Genomic DNA, 18,136 nt, shown 5'->3' with positions numbered 1-18,136 from the left:
GCCGAGGCGCGCGGTGCGCCAAACGGGGTGGTGCCGCCGAGCTCGCACGCAAGATCGCCGAGTCTTTCCGCGCCGATATGACGACACTCGCCCTCTCGCGACCCCGCCGGGCCTGCGCGATCGTTGCAGGCCATAGCGCAAACGACGGCTGGGTGAATGCGCTCAATGCGGCGCCGCGCCGCGCCGGCGAAGTCCGCGAAACGTCGAGGTGGTTGCTTGTGGTGAATGCGGCACGTTCGTTGCTGTTCGCACCTCCGCCCAGCCGTGCCTTGTCCGATGTGCCTAGGCAGTTCGAGGGGAGTAGCTGTGACCCGCAGTGCAACCGAACGCCACGCCCGCCAAAGGCGGGAGGGCGGCACTTGAGGATGGGGAATATGAGAACGTTGAAGCTTGCATTGGCAGCGGTCGCTGCGTTCGCGCTCGACGCGAACGCTCAGACTGCCGTGACCGGGATGGGGGGCAAGAGCGTCACGCCGCCCAGCGGCATGTACCAGCAGCCGGCGGTCACCGGCAGCCAGCCGGACTCCCAGGCCTTCCACGCGGGCGGCGTCGCCGCGTGCGACGGCTGCCACGTGATGCACAACGCCTCGAGCGGCGTCGCGAAGTCTACGGGGCCGACGTCGCAGGTGGCGCCGTGGACGAACGTCACCAACGCCTACCTGCTCCAGGGCACCGATCAGAGCTCGACCTGTCTCGTCTGCCACGCGGGCGCGAAGGCCGCGAGCGGTAACCAGTTCACGATCGCCGACCTGACGACCGGCACGACCCCGCCGACGAACCGGACGCCGGGCGGCGACTTCGGCTGGCTCCGGAGCGACTTCGACTGGACCAACAGCCCGAGCCAGCGCCACGGCCACAACGTCGCCGCGGCGGACTTCGCCCTCGCGGTCGACCCGGACCTCACGATCGCCCCGGGTGGAACGTGGCAGGGTGGCCCCGGCCGGAAGCAGTTCGCGTGCTCGAGCTGCCACGACCCGCACGGCCGCTACCGCATGCAGATCGGCACCGCCGCGAACGGGATCGCCTTCGCCGGCCCGTACCCGGGCTCGCCCGCCACGCTGCCCATCGCCGCCTCCGGCTCGTACGGTGAGGTCCCCACGGCTGCCTACGCGATCGGCACGTACCGCCTCCTCGCCGGCCAGAACTACGCCCCGGCGTCGAACACGTCGTCGCCGTTCCCGAACGACCCGCCGGTCGCGGTCGCGCCGGGGACCTACAACTCGGGCGAGGGGACGTCCGAGGTCCGCGTCGCCTACGGCACGGGCATGTCCGAGTGGTGCCAGAACTGCCACACGAACATCCACATCGACGGCTACACCTCGGGTGTCGCGGGGCTCCGCCACCCGGCCGGCGGCGAGGCGCTCTTCCACGCCGGGCAGATCCAGGTCTACAATACGTACGTGTCGAGCGGCGTGGTCGACAGCGCCGCGACCAGCAAGTACACGTCGCTCGTCCCGTTCGAGCTGGGCAAGAGCGCGACGCTCGCCACGCTGAAGGGCGCCGCGGTGCCGAACAGCATCATCGCCGCGGGGCCGAGCGCCAACGTCATGTGCCTGTCCTGCCACCGCGCGCACGCGACGGCGTTCGACAGCATGGTGCGCTGGGATCAGAACGCGACGTTCCTCACGGACGGCGTGAACTACACCAACGGCGCGACGGGCTCGGCGACGGTCGTCACCACCGGCACCGCCGGCGCGCGCACGCTCCAGCAGACGCAGGCCGGCTACTACGACCGCCCGGTCGGCGCCGGCACCACGGCGATCGGCACGTACCAGCGCTCGCTGTGCAACAAGTGCCACGGCAAGGATTAGCAGCCGGAATACGCAGATTGTCGTAAGATAGGGGAGGCGCGCGAGCGCCTCCCCTTTCTTCGTCGCCGAGGCTCCATGCGAATTCGAGCCGCAATGGTCGCCGTCCTCGTCGCGAGCGTGGGCTGCGCGACCGCGAGGCGTGGCCCACCGCCGCTCCCGCCGCTCGGCACGCAGGGGGAGGTCTACGTCTACGCGCTCCCGCTCGAGCGCGAAGGGGAGCGCCTCTCGTTCACGGTCGAGGCGGTGTCGCTCCGACGGCAGGACGGGAGCGAGCTTCCGCTCCAGGTGAAGCAGCGCGAGCTCGGAGGGGCGGAGGCCGGCAGGCAGCGGCTGGTCGCGTGGGGGCGCGTCCCTCCCGGCGACTACACGGGGCTGGCGGTGACGGTCGGGGCGGCGACCCTCGTCCGCGGCGGCGAGCCGGCGCGGCTGATGGTCGAGCCGACCCCATCCCGCCTCGAGCTGGGGTTCCGGGTCGCGGCCGGGACGGCCGCGGTGATCTGGGCGGCGCTCGACGGTCGCGCCTCGATCCGCGGGGATTACGCGTTCTCGCCCGCGCTCCAGGTCACCCTCGCGCCGCAGACCCCGCCGCAGGTGACCCTGTACTGCACCAACTCGGCCTCCGCGAGCGTCACCGCGATCGATCGTCACGCCCACCTGGTCACCGGCGTCGTGCCGGTCGGGGACACGCCGCTCGGGATCGCGCTCGATCGCGTCGCGAGCCGGGCCTACATCGCGCTCTCCCGCGAGGACCGGATCGAGATCCTGGACACCGCGGCGAACGCCCGGGCGAGTCGCATCCGGCTCGCGCCGGGCGACGGGCCAGCGGAGCTGGCGCTGGCGGCGGATGGCACGCTCGTCGCGGTGAACGTACGCTCGCGCACCGTCAGCTTCGTGGATCCCGTCGCGATGAGCGAGCGTGGGCGCGTGTCCGTCGGCGACGCCCCGGCGGGGCTGCGGGTGGACAGGCCCGGGCAGCGGGCCTACGTCGCGAACCGGGCGACCGGGACGGTGACGGTCCTGGACGTCCCGAACCGGGCGGTGGTCGGGACGATCGCGACCGACGCCGAGCCGCTGTGGGTGGACCTGAGCCGCGACGGAACGCGGCTCTACGTCGTGCACCGGGGCTCGGCATACCTCGGGGTGTTCGCGCTGCCCTCGCTGGCGCCGCTGGCGCACCCGTACGTCGGCCTGGGCGCCACCGCGGTCAAGGTCGATCCGCGGACGGACCTGCTCTACCTGTCGCGCGGTGACGAGCGACGGATCTCGGTCTACGATCCGATCTCGTTCCAGCCGCTGGACCAGATCGACGTGCCGGGGGTGGTCTCGCGCATGGTGATCGACGACGCCGAGAACACGCTGCTCGCGCTCATGCCGGAGCGCGGGGCCATCGCGGTCCTCGACCTCACGAGCCGGAAGCTCCTCGCCGAGATCGCCGTCGGGGACGCTCCCTTCGGCCTCGCGTTCGTCGGGGAGCGCCTCTGACCCGTCGTGCCCTTCGACTCCACGGCGCTGGCGCGCCGGCACCGTCGGGGCGGACGGTATGCATGGCGATCGTCGCCGCGGCGGGCGCGCTCGTCGGGGACGTCGCGCGGGCGCTGGAGTGGCTCGGGGCCACGCTCGAGCCTTCGTACACGCACGTCGAGACGGACGTGACCGGCGAGCGCGGGCTGGTCAGCCACCAGAGCTCGGACGTGCTGGCCCAGAAGTACAGGCTGACCTACGACGCCCCGCTCACGGATCGCCTCGACGCGTCGGCGGGCCTGACGTTCGTGGACGACCGCGCCTGGACCCGCACCGACGGGATCCTGTCCGACCTGCACGCCCGCACCAGCACGTACTTCGGGCGTCTCACGCTGGGGACCCAGGTGCTGAACGCCGGCGTGGGCGCGGAGCGGCGCGAGCAGAGCGCCCTGGGCACGTCGGCGGGCGAGTTCGTCACGGAGAGCTACGCCGGGTACGCGACGTGGCGCCCGCTCGAGCTCCCCGAGCTGGATCTGCGCGCGTCGCACGTGAACACGTTCGACACCGACCGCCTCGCGCAGGACACGACGACCGACGGCGCCTTCTTCAGCGCGCGGTACGAAACGCCACGATCCGACCTGCGGTACCTCCTGAGCTGGGTCCGCACGACCGATCACCTGCGCGACTCCAGCACCACAGCCGTCGAGCAGGCGGCGCTCGGCAGCCGCACCGACTCCCTGTTCGGGGGGCGCACGTCGACCTACGTGAGCGCGCGGCTCCAGAGCCGGAACACGCTCACCGAGAGCGGAGGAGAGGGGGCGACCGTCGCGCGCCAGCAGCTCCCCGTCGCCGGGCTCTCCGCGATCGAGACGTTCCCGGCGACGACCGACCGGATCGTCCTGTCCGCCAACCCGCTGCTGATCGACGGGAACGTCACCGCGAGCGCCGGGGTGAACGTGGGCTTCGCCCCGGCGCTGGCCGGCGACCGGGATCCGCGGGACGTGGCCGTCCGCTTCGGCGACGAGACGACGAGCGTGAACACGCTCTACGTGTGGCTCGACCGGCCGCTGACGCCGGGCGTCGCCAGCGCGCTCGCGGCGGGCGTCCAGGTCTACCAGAGCCTCGACAACCAGACCTGGACGGCGGTCGCGCTCGCGAAGCCCCCTGCGCCGTCACCCTTCGAGAACCGGCTCGAGATCACCATCCCGGAGACGCGGGCGCGGTACCTGAAGGTCGTCCTCCGGCCGCTCGCCGTGGGGGTGACGACGGACGTCGCGTACCGCGACGTCTTCGTCACCGAGCTCCAGGCCCTGCTCGTGCTGCCGGCCGCCCTGGTGCCGCGCCACGACAGCGCCCTGGTCGTCGCCGCGACGGCGTTCGCGCGCACCTCGATCCTGCGCTCGCCGGACCTCGCCCACGACATCTCGCTGGACGTCGCCCACGACTCCGAGGCCCCGCGGACCCGCTACTCGATCGTCAACGGGCTCACGCTCGGGCGCAAGCTGTCGGCGTCGCTGTTCGGGAACGCGCGCGTGCAGCGGCAGGATCTGGACGCCGGGCGCGGGCACGAGGGGAACTGGGAGTGGAGCGCGGCGCTCATCGCGAACCCGCTCCCCACCGCCTACTGGACCGTGACGTACAGCGGGAGGGTGGACGATCAGCTCACCACCCAGGTGAGCGTCCCCGGCGCGCCCGCCACGATCGTCCGCACCACGACGATCTCGCACTCGCTGAGCGCGCTCGGCCGGGCCGACTGGTACGACGGCATCAGCTCGCAGGCGAACGCCACCGGGTCCATCGCGACGCAGGGGACGCGCACCTCGCAGTCGTTCCAGGCGAGCGGCACGACGTCGCTGACCCCGAATACCGTCGTGACCGTCTCGATCGGAGCCCTGTACAATCGGTCGCTGACGAGCTCGCCCGAGGCGGGTGACGTCTTGACGCAGTACGCTCGCGTGGACGGGGGGCTCTCCGTCACACCCGCTCCGGCGCTCTCCGGCGCCGGCACCGTCTCGCGGATCGTGCTCGGCCCGACGCCGACGACGCTCGGGACATTGCAGGTCAACTATTCTCCGCTGCGCGGCGACGTCCAGGTCGGCGTCTCGTACTCGAGCACGCTCGACACCGCGGCGGGGACCAATACGCAGGTCTTCACGCCATCGCTGCGGTGGAACCTCCGGCGCAACGTGTCCTTGACGTCGTCGTACACCTGGCTCAGGAACGTCGTGCCCGTCCAGACCCTCGTGTCGAGGGCAGTTTCGGTGACCTTGCTCGTGACGCTGTGAATGATCACCCATAAGTCGAATGCCGAAGTGGCGAAGCTCGAATGAGACCCGTCCTCAAGCACCTTGCGATCTTCTTCGCCGCCCTGGCGCTCGCGGGGTGCCCGCGGCATCGCACCTACCACAACCCCAACATGGACTTCGGCTCGGTCCGCACGATCGCGGTCCTGCCGTTCTGGAACCTCAGCAAGGACCCGCAGGGCGGGGATCGCGTCCGCGACGTCCTCGTCAACGCGCTCCTCGCCACGAACTCCGTCTACGTGGTGCCCACCGGCGAGGTCGCGCGCGCGGTGTCGCGGCTCGCCATCGCGACGCCGACCCCTTCGTCGGAGGAGGTCGTGAAGCTCTGCTCCATGCTGAAGGCCGACGCCGTGGTCGTCGGCGTGCTCAAGGAGTACGGCGAGGTCCGTACGTCCTCGGCCACCGCGAACGTCGTGGCGCTCAGCCTCCAGATGCAGGACGGGGGGACCGGCAAGGTCGTCTGGGCGGGCGCCTCGTCGAAGGGTGGCGTCGGCTGGAGTGCGCGCCTGCTCGGCTCCACCGGCGGTGAGCCGGTGAACGACGTGACGGAGCAGGCGGTCGATGATCTCCTCGAGCAGCTCTTCAAGTAGCCGGCTCGGGTGGCGCGCCGCGGCCGTCGCCGTCGCCTTGCTCGCCGCGTGTCGCCACGGGCAGCGGCCGGCGCCCGCTCCGCTCAAGCTGGCGGTCTTCCCCGTCCAGAACGCCTCCGGCGGCGCCGCCCCGATCCGGCCGCTCACCGAGGCCCTGGACGCGGCGCTCGGCGCGCGAGGGCTCGACGTCGTTCCGCGGGGCGCCTTGGACGCCGTGCTGGCGCAGCACCGGATGCGCTTCACGGGAGGCGTGGATCGGCCCATGGCGAAGGTGCTGCGCGAGGAGCTGGGCGTCGACGCGATGCTCGTGCCCACGCTGGAGCAGCACCTGGCCGACGCGCCGCCCAAGATCGCGATCTCGGTGCGGCTCGTCGGGACCGGGGACCGCCCCGTCGTGCTGTGGGCGGACGCCGTCGCGCGCTCGGGCGACGACGCACCGGGGCTGCTCGCGCGCGGGCTCGTGAGGAGCAGCGGCGAGCTGGACCGGACGGTCGTCGGAGAGGTGGCGCGCCGGGTCGACGCGTACGTGCGGGCGCGTTCGAGCGGTGACGCCTGCGGCGACGCGGGCAGGTTCCAGCCGCGCCGCGTCTTCCGCGCGCCGGTGCTCGACGACGTCGGCCGGCGCAGCATCGCGGTGCTGCCCTTCGTCAACGACACGCCCCGGCGGTCCGCGGGCGACGTGATCCTCGGCCAGTTCGTCGCGCAGCTCGCGCGGTCGGGATCCTTCGAGGTGCTCGACCCCGGCTTCGTCCGCGAGGAGCTGCTCGGGTACCGCATCGTCCTCGAGGGTGGGGTGTCGGTGGACAACGCCGTGACGCTCCTCTCGCTGCTCGACGCCGATCTGGTGCTCTCGGGCTATGTCCGGGAGTACACCGGCGGCCAGGGCGCGCCGCGCGTCGAGTTCACCGCGTACGTGCTCGACCGGAAGACCGGAGAGCTGGTCTATTCCTCCTCGTCGATGGGAGCGGGGAACGACGGCGTGTTCTTCTTCGGTGCGGGACGCGTCCGCGCTGCGAGCGCGCTCTCCTGCCGCATGGTCCGGGGAATCGTGGACCGGATTGTGGGAGATCGCGGACGCTCGGACCAAATGGGTCACTAGTAGGAAACGCCCATTAGTTGCAATCATCGCGGGGCGCGGCTGGGGGGCCGCACTCACCGCACGGGTTTGCCGTTCCAAGCCTCCCCGGCCTCGCGGGATGTCCCACGCTCGCGACGGGTGTGTCCAGTCAACGGCCATTGCGGCCACGACTCCTCTCGAACCAGCCGCAGCTCACCGAGATAGCCCAAACATGATCCCTGCGACGCTCATCGCGCTCCTCGCCACCGCCGCGCCCGCCGAGCCCACCTCCCAGCGCGTGCTCCTGAAGGCGGCCGCCGCCGCCGCTCCGAGCTGCCGCGCGACCCGCGTGGACGACCAGCTCGTCCGCGTCGCCCTGTTCTCGCCCGAGTCCGAGGCGTGCCCGGTCGCGAAGGTCGGCGACGACGTGATCCTGCTCCGCGAGCTCGCGCAGGCCCTCGAGCTGGGCCACCTGCAGCGGTCGCCGCGCGCGGCGGCGCCCGCGACACGTCCCGACATGGACTTCACGCCGGCGCTGGATCGGCTCATCGCGACCCGCCTCCTGATCCAGGAGGCGCGCGAGATGCGGATCGACGCCGACCCGAAGTTCCGGGCCGCCGTGGACGACTTCAAGGCGTCACGGCTGCGCGCGATGCTCCAGCGCGAGGCCGTGCGGGGGGTGAAGCCGGATCCGGCGGAGGTGGAGCGCCTGTACCGCGAGGCCGTCCGGGAGTGGAAGATCAAGTCGATCCTCCTCGACAAGGAGGACGCCGCGAAGGCGTTCCAGGCGGCGTTGAAGGCCGGCGAGCGCTTCGACGCGCTCGCGAAGAAGTTCGTGGACGGCAAGAAGGCCAAGGGGGGCGGACCCGCCGAGTTCGTCCCGCCGAAGCAGCTGCTCCCCGAGATCAAGGAGGCGCTGCGGGGCGCGAAGCGGGGCGTCCCCGTCGGCCCGATCCGGATCGCGAGCGGCTGGGTCATGCTGCGCGTGGACGGGGTGCGGTATCCGCGCGGCGACGCGGCCGCCCGCGAGCAGGCGCGCGCGCAGGCGACGGCGCGCCAGGAGCGCGAGGCGGTCCGGCGCTTCTACCTCTCGCTCGTCGCGCGGTACGCGAAGGTGGACGAGCCGCTCCTGAAGCGGCTCGACCTCGAGGCGAACGGCGAGAAGGGGTTCAAGGCGCTGCTCGAGGACCGGCGGCCGCTCGCGACGGTCCGCGGCGAGAAGCCGCTCACGGTCGGCGACCTCGCCCGCGAGGTCTCGATGAAGTTCTTCCACGGCCTCGAGAGCCCGATCCAGCAGCGCCGCGTGAACCGCGAGAAGGACGACGCCTTCGAGCGGCTCCTCGGGGCGCGACTCTTCGCGAAGGAGGCCTCCGCGCGGAGGCTCGACGCGCGCCCCGAGCTCCGCCGTCCGGTCGAGGAGTACGAGCGCGGGCTCGCGTTCGACACCTTCGTCGAGAGGGTGATCGCCCCGGACGTGAAGGTGACCGAGCAGGACGCCCAGCGCTACTACGAGCAGCACAAGGACGAGTTCACCGCGCCGCAGATGTACAAGCTCGACGGCCTCGCGTTCCGGACGTTGCCCGAGGCGCAGGCGGCCCTGGACAAGCTGAAGGCGGGCACCGACTTCGCGTGGATGCAGTCCTCCGCCCCCGGGCAGGTCGAGCCGGAGAAGCGGACGCTGCAGCTCGACGGCCGGACCCTCAGCGCGTCGAGGCTCCCCCACGCGCTCGCGCAGGCGCTCGCCGGCGTCCGGTCCGGCGAGTACCGGCTCTACGCCCCTTCGGGCGCCGAGGCCTGGGTCGTCCGCGTCGTCGACCAGACGCCGCCCGCGGCGCAGCCGTACGTCGACGCGCGCGAGCACATCGCGAAGCGGCTCTGGAACGAGCGGCTCGCGGTCGCGATGAACGACTACGCGGGCAAGCTGCGCAAGGCGCAGCCGGTCGAGGTGCTCGTCACGGGGGTGTCGCCGTGACCAGGCGCCGGGCGACGGCGGAGACGTCCGGGAGCGGGCGTCGGCGCCGCGGGGCCGTCCGGAGCGTCGCGCTCGCGCTGGCGCTCGCGGCGCTGCCCTCCGTCGCCGCGGCGGACAAGAAGTTCAAGCAGAAGGAGTGCCTCGACTGCCACACGAAGCAGGCGGACCAGTACGCCGGGTACAAGTACGCACACCCGGCGGTCCGCGAGCGGAGGTGCGAGGAGTGCCACCTGCGGCACGGCCTCGTGCCCAAGCTGCTGCTGAAGGAGTCGGGGAACGGATTCTGCTACCGGTGCCACAAGCGCGAGACCATCGGGATGGACAAGGCGAACGTCCACTCCGTGCTCCGCAAGGGCTCGTGCACGGTCTGTCACGACGCGCACGGCTCGAACGTGCCGCACATGCTGAAGGGCGACGCGCAGAACGCGTGCTTCGCCTGCCATCGCAAGGAGCCGTTCCAGAAGAAGGTCGTCCACGCGGTCCTGGCGCGGGACGGCTGCCGCGCGTGCCACCTCGCGCACGCGTCCGCGGAGAAGAAGCTGCTCTCCGCGCCCGAGGCGAAGCTGTGCGGGAGCTGCCACCCGGCGACCTCGCCCGGCTTCCAGAAGGCGCACGCCAGCTACCCCGTCGCCACGTGCACCGGGTGCCACGACCCGCACTCGGCCGCGAGGCCCAAGCTCCTGAAGGAGTCCGTGCACCCGCCCGTGGCCGGGTCCGAGTGCGACTCCTGTCACGCGGCGCCCACCTCCCCGAAGCCGTTCGCGGTGTCCGAGGAGGGCGGGAAGCTCTGCGCCAACTGCCACGACCCCGCCGGCCTCGACGGCGGCGCGAAGCTGCAGCACGCCCCGGTGAAGCGGCTCGAGTGCCTCGCCTGCCACGACCCGCACGCCTCCGACTCTCCGAAGCTCGCCCGCGCCGCCGGCACGGCCCTCTGCGCGCGGTGCCACGCGCGCCTGGCGCGGAAGTTCGTGGTGCCGCACGCGCCCGTGAGCGGCGCGCAGGGCTGCCGGACCTGCCACGCGCCCCACGGCGCGAACGAGAAGGACCTGCTCGCGAAGAAGCCGGCGGCGCTCTGCGCGTCGTGTCACGCGAAGACGATCCAGGCGGGCGGCGCGCGCAAGGTGAGCCACCCGCCGTTCGTGGACGGCGACTGCACGACGTGCCACGACCCGCACGGCTCCGACCAGAAGGGGATGATCGTCGCCCGCCAGGACAAGCTCTGCTACGAGTGCCACTCGGACGCCGAGCAGGCCTTCATGAAGGCCCACGTGCACCGGCCGATCCTCGAGGGGAACTGCAGCGCCTGCCACGCCTCGCACGGCGGCGACCAGCCGAAGCTCCTCCGGGAGAAGGGCTGGAGGCTGTGCCAGGGCTGCCACGAGCCGCTGTTCAAGGAGGCGGGCGCGACGAGCCACAAGCCGTTCAACGACGGCGCCTGCCTCGACTGCCACGACCCGCACGGCTCCAACTCGCCCGGGCTGCTCGTCTCCGACCAGAAGACGCTCTGCCTCCGGTGCCACGCGAAGACGAAGGAGGCGCTCCAGGCGGCCAGCGTGCACGCTCCGTTCGCGGCGGGGGAGTGCACCCGGTGTCACAACCCGCACAAGGCGGGGATGAAGGGCCTGCTCGTCGGGAAGCCGCCGGACCTCTGCACCTCGTGCCACACGGCGCTCCAGCAGCGGCTCGCGAGCGAGAAGCGGCACGCGCCCGTCGAGGACTGCCTCTCGTGCCACCAGCCGCACGGCGGCAAGAAGCCGAGGCTCCTCGACCAGGGCGTCGCCGAGGTGTGCGATCAGTGTCACTCGACGACGGACGCCGCGTTCGCGAGCGCGCACCTCGGCATCGAGGCCCGCAAGATCGCCTGCGCGAGCTGCCACGACCCGCACACGTCGAAGGACCCGAAGCTCTTCAAGAGCACGGTGCACATGCCGTTCGTCGCCCGGCAGTGCGACAGCTGCCACGTCGCCACCGTCAAGGACGAGGTGAAGCGATGAGCCCGAGAGCCGCAATCCTCGTCCTCGCGGCCGTCGCCCTCCTCGCCCCGGCCGGCGCGCGCGCGGCGCCGCCGCCGGCGAAGCGCCCGCAGCACCCGTCCCCGGCCGCCGCGCCCACGAAGCCGAGCGCGCCGACCCGGCCGGCCACGCAGTCGTCGGCGTTCAAGCTGAAGGCCGGCGCGAACGGGGCGGTCTGCCTCGAGTGCCACTCCGACTTCGCGCAGCGGCTCGCGAAGCCCTCGGTGCATACGCCCGTGAAGGGGCGGGACTGCGTCGCGTGCCACGACCCGCACGCGTCCGCGCACCCCAAGCTGCTCGCGGCGGAGCCCGCCGCGGTCTGCGCGACCTGCCACGACGTGGTCCCCAAGACCGCGAAGAGCACGCACAGGCCCGTGGCCGAGGGCCGCTGCACCGACTGCCACGATCCGCACGCGTCCGGCTTCCAGTCCAACCTCGTGCGGGGCGGGACGGACCTCTGCGCCGGCTGCCACGCCGCCGTCACCGGCCCCGCCGCGAGCGCGAAGGTCAAGCACGCCCCCGTCGAGCAGGGCTGCACGGTCTGCCACGCGCCGCACGGGTCCGCGGCCGCGGCGGCGCTGCTCAAGTCCGACGTGCCCGGCCTCTGCCTCGGCTGCCACAAGGTGGACTCCCCGGCGATCGCGAAGAAGCACATGGGCTACCCCGTGAAGCTGGCGCGCTGCACGACGTGCCACGATCCCCACGGCTCCAGCTCCTCGGGGCTGCTGTACGCGACGGTGCACCCGCCGGTCGCGAAGGGGCTGTGCTCGATGTGCCACGAGCCCGCGACCTCGGCCAACCCGCTCCAGACCCGGCAGCAGGGCGTCGCGCTCTGCCGCGGGTGCCACGCGCAGCGCATGGGGCGGATGCTCGACAAGAACCGGGTGCACCAGCCCGTCGCCCAGGGCGCGTGCCTCGCCTGCCACGGCCCGCACGCCTCGAGGCAGAAGGGGCTGGTGCGCGCGAACCTGGTCGTCGCCTGCGGCGCCTGCCACGCGGACACGATCCGGCGGCAGGAGCTGTCGCCGACGAAGCACGCGCCCGTCAAGCAGGGCGAGTGCACGCAGTGCCACGACCCGCACTCGGCCGACGCGCCGCTCATGCTCGTGAACCCGGACGGAATCGAGCTCTGCGGCAAGTGCCACGACTGGCAGAAGCACTCCACGCACCCGATCGGCGACACGAAGAAGGACCCGCGCAACCGGAACCTCACGCTCGAGTGCTCGAGCTGTCACCGCGCGCACGGGACCGGCGCGAAGCACCTGCTCCCGTACGCGAAGACGACCGACCTCTGCACGAAGTGCCACCAGCAGTACCGGAGGTGATGGCGGTGCGCACCCCCTCGAAGACAGCCGTCCTCGTCGCGCTCGCCGCGACGATCCCCGCGGCCGCGCTCGCGGCGGCGCCCGCGGCGGGCCTCAAGTACGAGCGGACGATCTACTCCGACACCGCCGACGTGGCGCTCCGGCGTCCAGAGGGCGTCGCGTGCGACGACCGCGGCGCGGTGGTCGTGGCCGACACCGGCAACGCGCGCCTCGTCGTCTTCGGCTGGAAGGAGGGCGCGCTCGCCGGCGGGACGCAGGTGAAGCTCGCGCAGCTCCCGTACCCCGTCCGCGTGCAGATCGACGGCAAGGGGTTCGTCCTCGCGCTCGACCGGCGCGCGAAGCGCATCGTGCGCGTGGACGCGAAGGGCGCGTTCGCCGGCTACCTCGAGCCGCAGGGGGCGTCCTCGAACCCGGTGACCCCCGCGGCGTTCAGGGTGGACGCGGCGGACAACGTGTACGTCCTCGACGTCGTGGCGGGGAAGGTGCTCGTCGTCTCGCCCGAGGGGCGCGTCGTGCGCGAGCTGCCGGCCCCGAAGGCCTCCGGCCTGGCCGACGTGGCGGTGGACTCCGGCGGGCGCATCTACCTCGTGGACGCGGTGACCGCGGTGGTGTTCGCGGCCGATCCGAAGGCGACTGCCTTCCAGCCGCTGTCGGCCAGCTTGAAGGAGCAGATCAGCTTCCCGACCTACCTGACGCCCGACAACCGCGGCAAGCTGTACGTCGTCGATCAGAACGGGAACGCGGTCGTGAAGCTCGGCGTCGACGGCTCGTTCCTCGGACGAGAGCTCGCGATGGGCTGGGACGACGGCGCGGTGTACTACCCGGCGCAGCTCTGCATCGACGCGGGCGGCGCCGCGTTCCTCGCCGACCGGAACAACGACCGGGTCCAGGTCTTCCAGCTCCCGCGGTGACGTGCCGCGATGCGCGCGCACGGCCTCGCCCTCGCAGTCGCGCTCGCGGCCGCCCCGGCGCCCGCGGCGGTGCCGGCGCCCGCGGCCGCCCCGGCGCCCGCCGTCGAGGCGCAGCCTCCGGCGCCGCCGACCGTCGAGGCGACGTTCGAGCACGACCTCGTGACGCCGACCGGCCTCGTACGCCTCACGTGGCCGAGCATCTCGTACGACCGGGAGAGCGGAGAGGTCCTCGTCGCGGCGGAGGGGTTCGTCCGGGTCTTCGACGCGTCCGGCATGGAGGTGCACCGGTTCGGCGACGACGGGTCGCTCGGGAACGTGTCGCGCGCGGTGGCCCTGCGGGACGGGTCGATGGTGGTGCTCACGAGGCTGAACGGGCGGCGCGCCTACTTCCGGTGCGACTTCCGGGGCGAGCCGGTCGAGCAGCTCGGGCTGACCGGGCTGCCGGACGAACTCGCGGACTTCGATCCGGATCAGATGGTGTACCGCGACGGCGCGCTGTACTTCGCCGAGCGTGGCACGATGCGCGTCGTCGTGACGGACCCCGCCGGCGCGTTCCGCCGCGCGGTCGCGCTGCGCGAGCTCGTGGCGGCGGCGGTGACGGGGGACCCGGATCGGAAGCTCCCCGCGGGCCTCGACGCGTTCAGCGTGGACGGGTCGGGAAATCTCCTGTTCACGATGTCCACCACCTTCGCCGCGGGCGTCGTGTCGCCCGCCGGCGAGCTGCGCCTCTTCGGCACGCGCGGGAGCCGGCCCGGCAAGTTCAACATCATCGGCGGCATCGACGCGGACGAGGCCGGGAACGTCTTCGTCACGGATCGCCTCCGGAGCGTCGTCTCGGTGTGGGATCGCCAGCTCCGTCACCTCGGCGACTTCGGGTACCGCGGCGACGATCCGTCGAACCTGCTCACGCCGTACGAGATCGCGGCCGGGAACGGCCGCGTCTTCGTCGCGCAGGCCGGCAGGCGTGGCGTCAAGGTGTTCCGCGTGCGGCTGGTGACCCCCGTTCCGCCGGCGCCGCCGCCGGGGCCGCCGCCGCTCGGCGCGCGGTCGGGGCCTTAACGCCGGCGCTTCGGGGAGGGACCATGAGCCATGGCGAGCAGCTCGGATGCGTGCTCCTCCTCGCAGGGTTCGCGTGCGCCTCGCCGTATGACGGGACGGGGCTCGTCGGCCCCGGGATCGGCGCCCTCGTGCCCACCCCGACGCCGCCGGGAGCGCCGCTCGCGATCGCGGCGACGGCCACGATCTCGGCTGCGGGGGGGGCGCTCTCCTCGACGGACGGCGCGCTGACGTTGGCGGTGCCGCCCGGGGCGGTGGCGGGGGCGACGGACTTCACGATCACGCGGATCGACAACACGGCCCGCGGCGCCGTGGGATCGGCGTTCCGGCTGGGCCCGGAGGGGACGACCTTCACGACGCCCGTGACGCTCACGCTCGCGGCGCCGGACCAGTATCCGACGGGCAGGAGCATCGCGGACGTGGGCGTCGAGTACCAGGACGCGGCCGGCTACTGGCACCGCGTCGAGCCGGTGACCCGCGACGCGGCGGCGAAGACCCTGACCGTGGAGGCGCGGCACTTCAGCGACTGGGCGGTCACCTGGCAGGCCGGGACCGCGGCCGCGGAAGGGCCGATCACGCTCGTGCAGACGGTGGGCATCCCGATGACCGCGACCGGCCGCGCGACGCTGTTCCTCCAGGCCGACGACGCGTACGACACCCTCTACGTGATGACCGGGACGCTCACCGTGGCGGACGCCTACACCGTGAACGACGCGCAGTGCCTCCCGGACCAGGTGACGAAGACGCTGCCGTTCAGCGTCGCCGAGCTGCACAAGAGCGCGCCGCCGGTCTTCCGGTGGGGCATCGGCGCGACGTGGACGCTGACCTGCACGGCGCCCGGCGGCGCGGTCACGACCGAGCTCCTCCCCGCGCTGTTCGACACCATGTCCATCAACCTGACCCGCTGCGCGGGAGCCTATTCGCCCGACCAGGTCGTCGCGGCGGACCGCCTCGCCGGCACGTACACGAAGGACTGCGGGCTGGACGGCATCGTCTCCGCGACCTGGGACCTCCGCGCCTGCGTCGCGGGCTTGCAGTGCGCCCTCGCGGCCGAGTGTCGGACGGGCGTCACCGCGTGCGACGCCGCGACCGGGGTCCAGTCCTGCGTCGACGCCGGCGCGGCGCCGAACGGAAGCGCGTGCGGCGCCGGTGGCGCCGGCGTCTGTACCGACGGGGTGTGCGTGGTGGGCTGATGCAGGGCGAGGGCGCGCGCCCGACGGCCCCGCGCCCCGTGGGCGGCGGGCGCCGGGACGCCGTTCACCGGGCCGGCGCGCGGGGGGGCGCCGCCGAGCGGGGCGGCGCGAGCTCCGCCACGAGCGGCAGCTCGACCGTGAAGATCGATCCGACCTCCGGCGTGCTCTCGACGGACACGCGGCCGCCGAGCGCCTCGGCGATCTCGCGCACGATCCAGAGGCCGAGCCCGAACCCGCCGTAGTTGCGCCGCGACACCGCGCGCTCGAACCGCTCGAAGATCCGCCGCTGGTCCGCCGCGGACACGCCGATCCCGTGGTCCTCGACCCTCAACGTGGCGAGGCCGTCGCGGCTGGTCGCCTGCACCCTCACCGGGCGCCCGGCCCCGTACTTCACCGCGTTCGAGAGCAGGTTCGTGAGCACCTGGTCGAGGCGGAGCCGGTCCCAGCGCCCCACGATCGGCGTGGGAGCGTCGAGCCGCAGCGCGCACCCGGTCCGCGCCGCCTCCTCCTCGAACCGCTCGATCACGTCGCGTGCGAGGGCGGCGAGGTCCACGTCCTCGAGCTCCAGCTCGAGGTGCCCGGCGCTGGTCCGGGTGAGGTCGAGCAGGCTCGCGACGAGGCGCGCGAGCCGCTCGACGCTGCGCCGGATCACCTCGGCCTTGCGGGCGAGGGGCTCCGAGCCCTCGCGGCGCGCCGTGACGAGGAGGCTCTCCGTCTGGAGCCCGAGCGAGGTGAGGGGCGTCTTCAGCTCGTGCGACGCGATCGAGAGGAACTCGTCCCGGTAGCGCACCGCCTCCTGCGCGCGGCGGTAGAGGCGGGCGGTGTCCACCGCGGCGGAGGCGAGCCGGGCGAGATCGCCGACGAGGCTCGCGTCGGCGCGGCCGAGGTGGCGCGCGCGCGCGGCGAGGAACGTGACCGCCCCGAACGCCTCGCCCCGCGCCTGCATGGGCGCGGTGAGGGCGGCGCGGAGCCCGGCGTCGGCGAGGGCGCGGGCGAGCACCGGCGTGGGCCGGGCCGGGGGCACGGCGGGCGGGCCGCCCCCGGGGCGCGCGTGCGCGGGCGGCGGCAGGGCCTCGAGGGCGGCCTCGTCCACGCCGGCGGCGAGGAGGGCGTCGGCGAGGCGCCGGGCGATCGCCGGATCGCGGTGGCCCACGCGCCACAGCGGCCCCTCGGGCTCGAGGACGCAGACGACGCAGGCGTCGGCGACCCGGCCGGCGACGAGGCGCGCGGTCCGCGCGAGGGTCCGGTCGTACTCGAGCGAGGCCGAGAGCGCCTTGCCCGCCCCGGCCAGGAGCGCCGTCCGGCGGACCGTCAGCTCGGCGCGCCGCCGGGCGCGCGCCTCGGTCCCGGTGATCCAGCAGAGCAGCGCGGTGAGGGCGAGCCCGAGCGCGAGCGCGGCGGGCGGGAGGAGCCGCTCGGGCAACGTCGCGAAGCCGGGGCCCGCGGTGAACCGGAGGAGCCAGCTGCGGCCCCCCACCGGGATGCGGGCGTCGAGCACCCGCACCGCGCCGGCGGGAGGCAGGCCGTCGTCGTGCAGGAGCGCGGCGGGATCGGGCTCGCCGCCGTCGAACACGGTGAGGCCCACCGCGCGACGGCGCTCACCGGCGAGCGCCGCCGAGATCAGGTCGGTGGCGCGGAACGGGGCGTAGACCCAGCCCCGGAGCGACGCGGGATCCCCGCGGCGGGCCAGGACCGCCGCGTAGAGCAGGAACCCGGCCTGCCGCTCGCGCCCGGCCTCCTGGACGAGCTCGACCGGGCTGGTCGCGGCGATCTCGCCGGTGTCCCGGGCGCGCTCCATCGCCGCGCGCCGGACCGGGTCGGAGTACATGTCGTAGCCGATCGCGCGCTCGTTCCGCCAGTCGGGCGGGTACAGCATCTCGATCGCGCTGTAGAGCGGGCGCTCCCCCTTCGGCCAGACGCGGTAGCTGGTCCGGCCCGCGGCGCGCTGGGCCGCCTCGTGCGCGACGACCTCGGACGGGGACAGGGCCACGCTCCAGCCGAGCCCCTGGATCCCCGGGTAGTGCTCGGCGAAGGCGACACTGTCCGCGAAGATCTCGAACTCACGCGCGGTCGGATCGCGGCCCAGCGAGGTGACCCCGCCGCGGGCGGCGCGCAGGACCTGGGCGTACGCGTCCATCCGGTCCCGGACTGCGGCGGTGCTGGCGCTGACGATCTCCCCGAAGCGGCTGTCCTGCTGGGCCTGGACCACGGCTCGCACGTAGAGCGCCGCTCCCGCGGAGCAGGCGAGCCCCGTCGCGGCCACCGCCGCGAGCGCGCCTCGGCGGCGCAGGACAGCCGGCAGGGTCGAGGGCATCTTCATGCGCGAGGTCCCGGGAGGAGCCAGGCGGAAGGTAGTCGAATCGTCCGCCTTCTGCACGGGTTCGCACCGCAGCCCGCGGGTGCGCGCCCGCGCGCAACGGAGCGGCCACCGGGAAGTTGCGTCAC

General features: G+C 73.3%; 12 protein-coding genes. 11 read left to right on the top strand and 1 reads right to left on the bottom strand.

From position 1 onward, the window contains the following. Positions 1–374 precede the first annotated feature (374 nt). From MNZ27_RS07905 to MNZ27_RS07845, 11 genes are all read left to right on the top strand, one after another. Positions 375–1,811: a cytochrome C gene (locus tag MNZ27_RS07905; RefSeq protein ID WP_242393497.1), complete on the top strand. Its 1,437-nt coding sequence runs from the start codon at positions 375–377 to the stop codon at positions 1,809–1,811. A gap of 75 nt (positions 1,812–1,886) precedes the next feature. After that, positions 1,887–3,293 (top strand): YVTN family beta-propeller repeat protein, encoded by a 1,407-nt coding sequence (locus MNZ27_RS07900; protein WP_242393496.1) that lies wholly within the window; start codon positions 1,887–1,889, stop codon positions 3,291–3,293. A 62-nt stretch (positions 3,294–3,355) separates the two neighbouring features. Beyond that, positions 3,356–5,557, top strand: coding sequence for a hypothetical protein (locus MNZ27_RS07895; RefSeq protein WP_242393495.1), 2,202 nt, complete (start codon positions 3,356–3,358; stop codon positions 5,555–5,557). 41 nt (positions 5,558–5,598) lie between these two features. After that, complete coding sequence (locus tag MNZ27_RS07890; protein ID WP_242393494.1) at positions 5,599–6,165, top strand: GNA1162 family protein; 567 nt, start codon at positions 5,599–5,601, stop codon at positions 6,163–6,165. Further along, a complete protein-coding gene (locus tag MNZ27_RS07885) occupies positions 6,137–7,264 on the top strand; it encodes a CsgG/HfaB family protein (protein WP_242393493.1) in 1,128 nt (375 codons plus the stop codon). Before MNZ27_RS07890 ends, MNZ27_RS07885 begins: the two co-directional genes overlap by 29 nt. Before the next feature lie 190 nt (positions 7,265–7,454). Then, entirely contained in the window at positions 7,455–9,194 is a 1,740-nt protein-coding gene (locus MNZ27_RS07880; RefSeq protein ID WP_242393492.1) for a peptidyl-prolyl cis-trans isomerase, read from the top strand. Then, positions 9,191–11,188 (top strand): cytochrome c3 family protein, encoded by a 1,998-nt coding sequence (locus MNZ27_RS07875; RefSeq protein WP_242393491.1) that lies wholly within the window; start codon positions 9,191–9,193, stop codon positions 11,186–11,188. The genes MNZ27_RS07880 and MNZ27_RS07875 overlap by 4 nt, the downstream gene beginning before the upstream one ends. Continuing rightward, positions 11,185–12,531: a cytochrome c3 family protein gene (locus MNZ27_RS07860; protein ID WP_277957713.1), complete on the top strand. Its 1,347-nt coding sequence runs from the start codon at positions 11,185–11,187 to the stop codon at positions 12,529–12,531. Before MNZ27_RS07875 ends, MNZ27_RS07860 begins: the two co-directional genes overlap by 4 nt. Positions 12,532–12,536: 5 nt before the next feature. Further along, positions 12,537–13,442 (top strand): NHL repeat-containing protein, encoded by a 906-nt coding sequence (locus tag MNZ27_RS07855; protein ID WP_242393525.1) that lies wholly within the window; start codon positions 12,537–12,539, stop codon positions 13,440–13,442. Between the two features lie 9 nt (positions 13,443–13,451). Next, complete coding sequence (locus MNZ27_RS07850) at positions 13,452–14,501, top strand: NHL repeat-containing protein (protein WP_242393490.1); 1,050 nt, start codon at positions 13,452–13,454, stop codon at positions 14,499–14,501. Between the two features lie 23 nt (positions 14,502–14,524). Continuing rightward, complete coding sequence (locus MNZ27_RS07845; RefSeq protein WP_242393489.1) at positions 14,525–15,691, top strand: hypothetical protein; 1,167 nt, start codon at positions 14,525–14,527, stop codon at positions 15,689–15,691. Positions 15,692–15,755: 64 nt separating this feature from the next. On the opposite strand, the gene MNZ27_RS07840 is transcribed toward MNZ27_RS07845, so the two are convergent. Beyond that, positions 15,756–18,011, bottom strand: a complete 2,256-nt coding sequence (locus MNZ27_RS07840) for a CHASE domain-containing sensor histidine kinase (RefSeq protein WP_242393488.1) — start codon at positions 18,009–18,011, stop codon at positions 15,756–15,758. Between the last annotated feature and the right edge of the window lie 125 nt (positions 18,012–18,136).

Origin of the sequence: Anaeromyxobacter oryzisoli, assembly GCF_022690765.1 — a bacterium.
Classification (GTDB): Bacteria; Myxococcota; Myxococcia; order Myxococcales; family Anaeromyxobacteraceae; genus Anaeromyxobacter; species Anaeromyxobacter oryzisoli.
The sequence above is the reverse complement of the archived record's forward strand: the minus strand, read 5'-3'. Positions and strand labels throughout refer to the sequence as shown.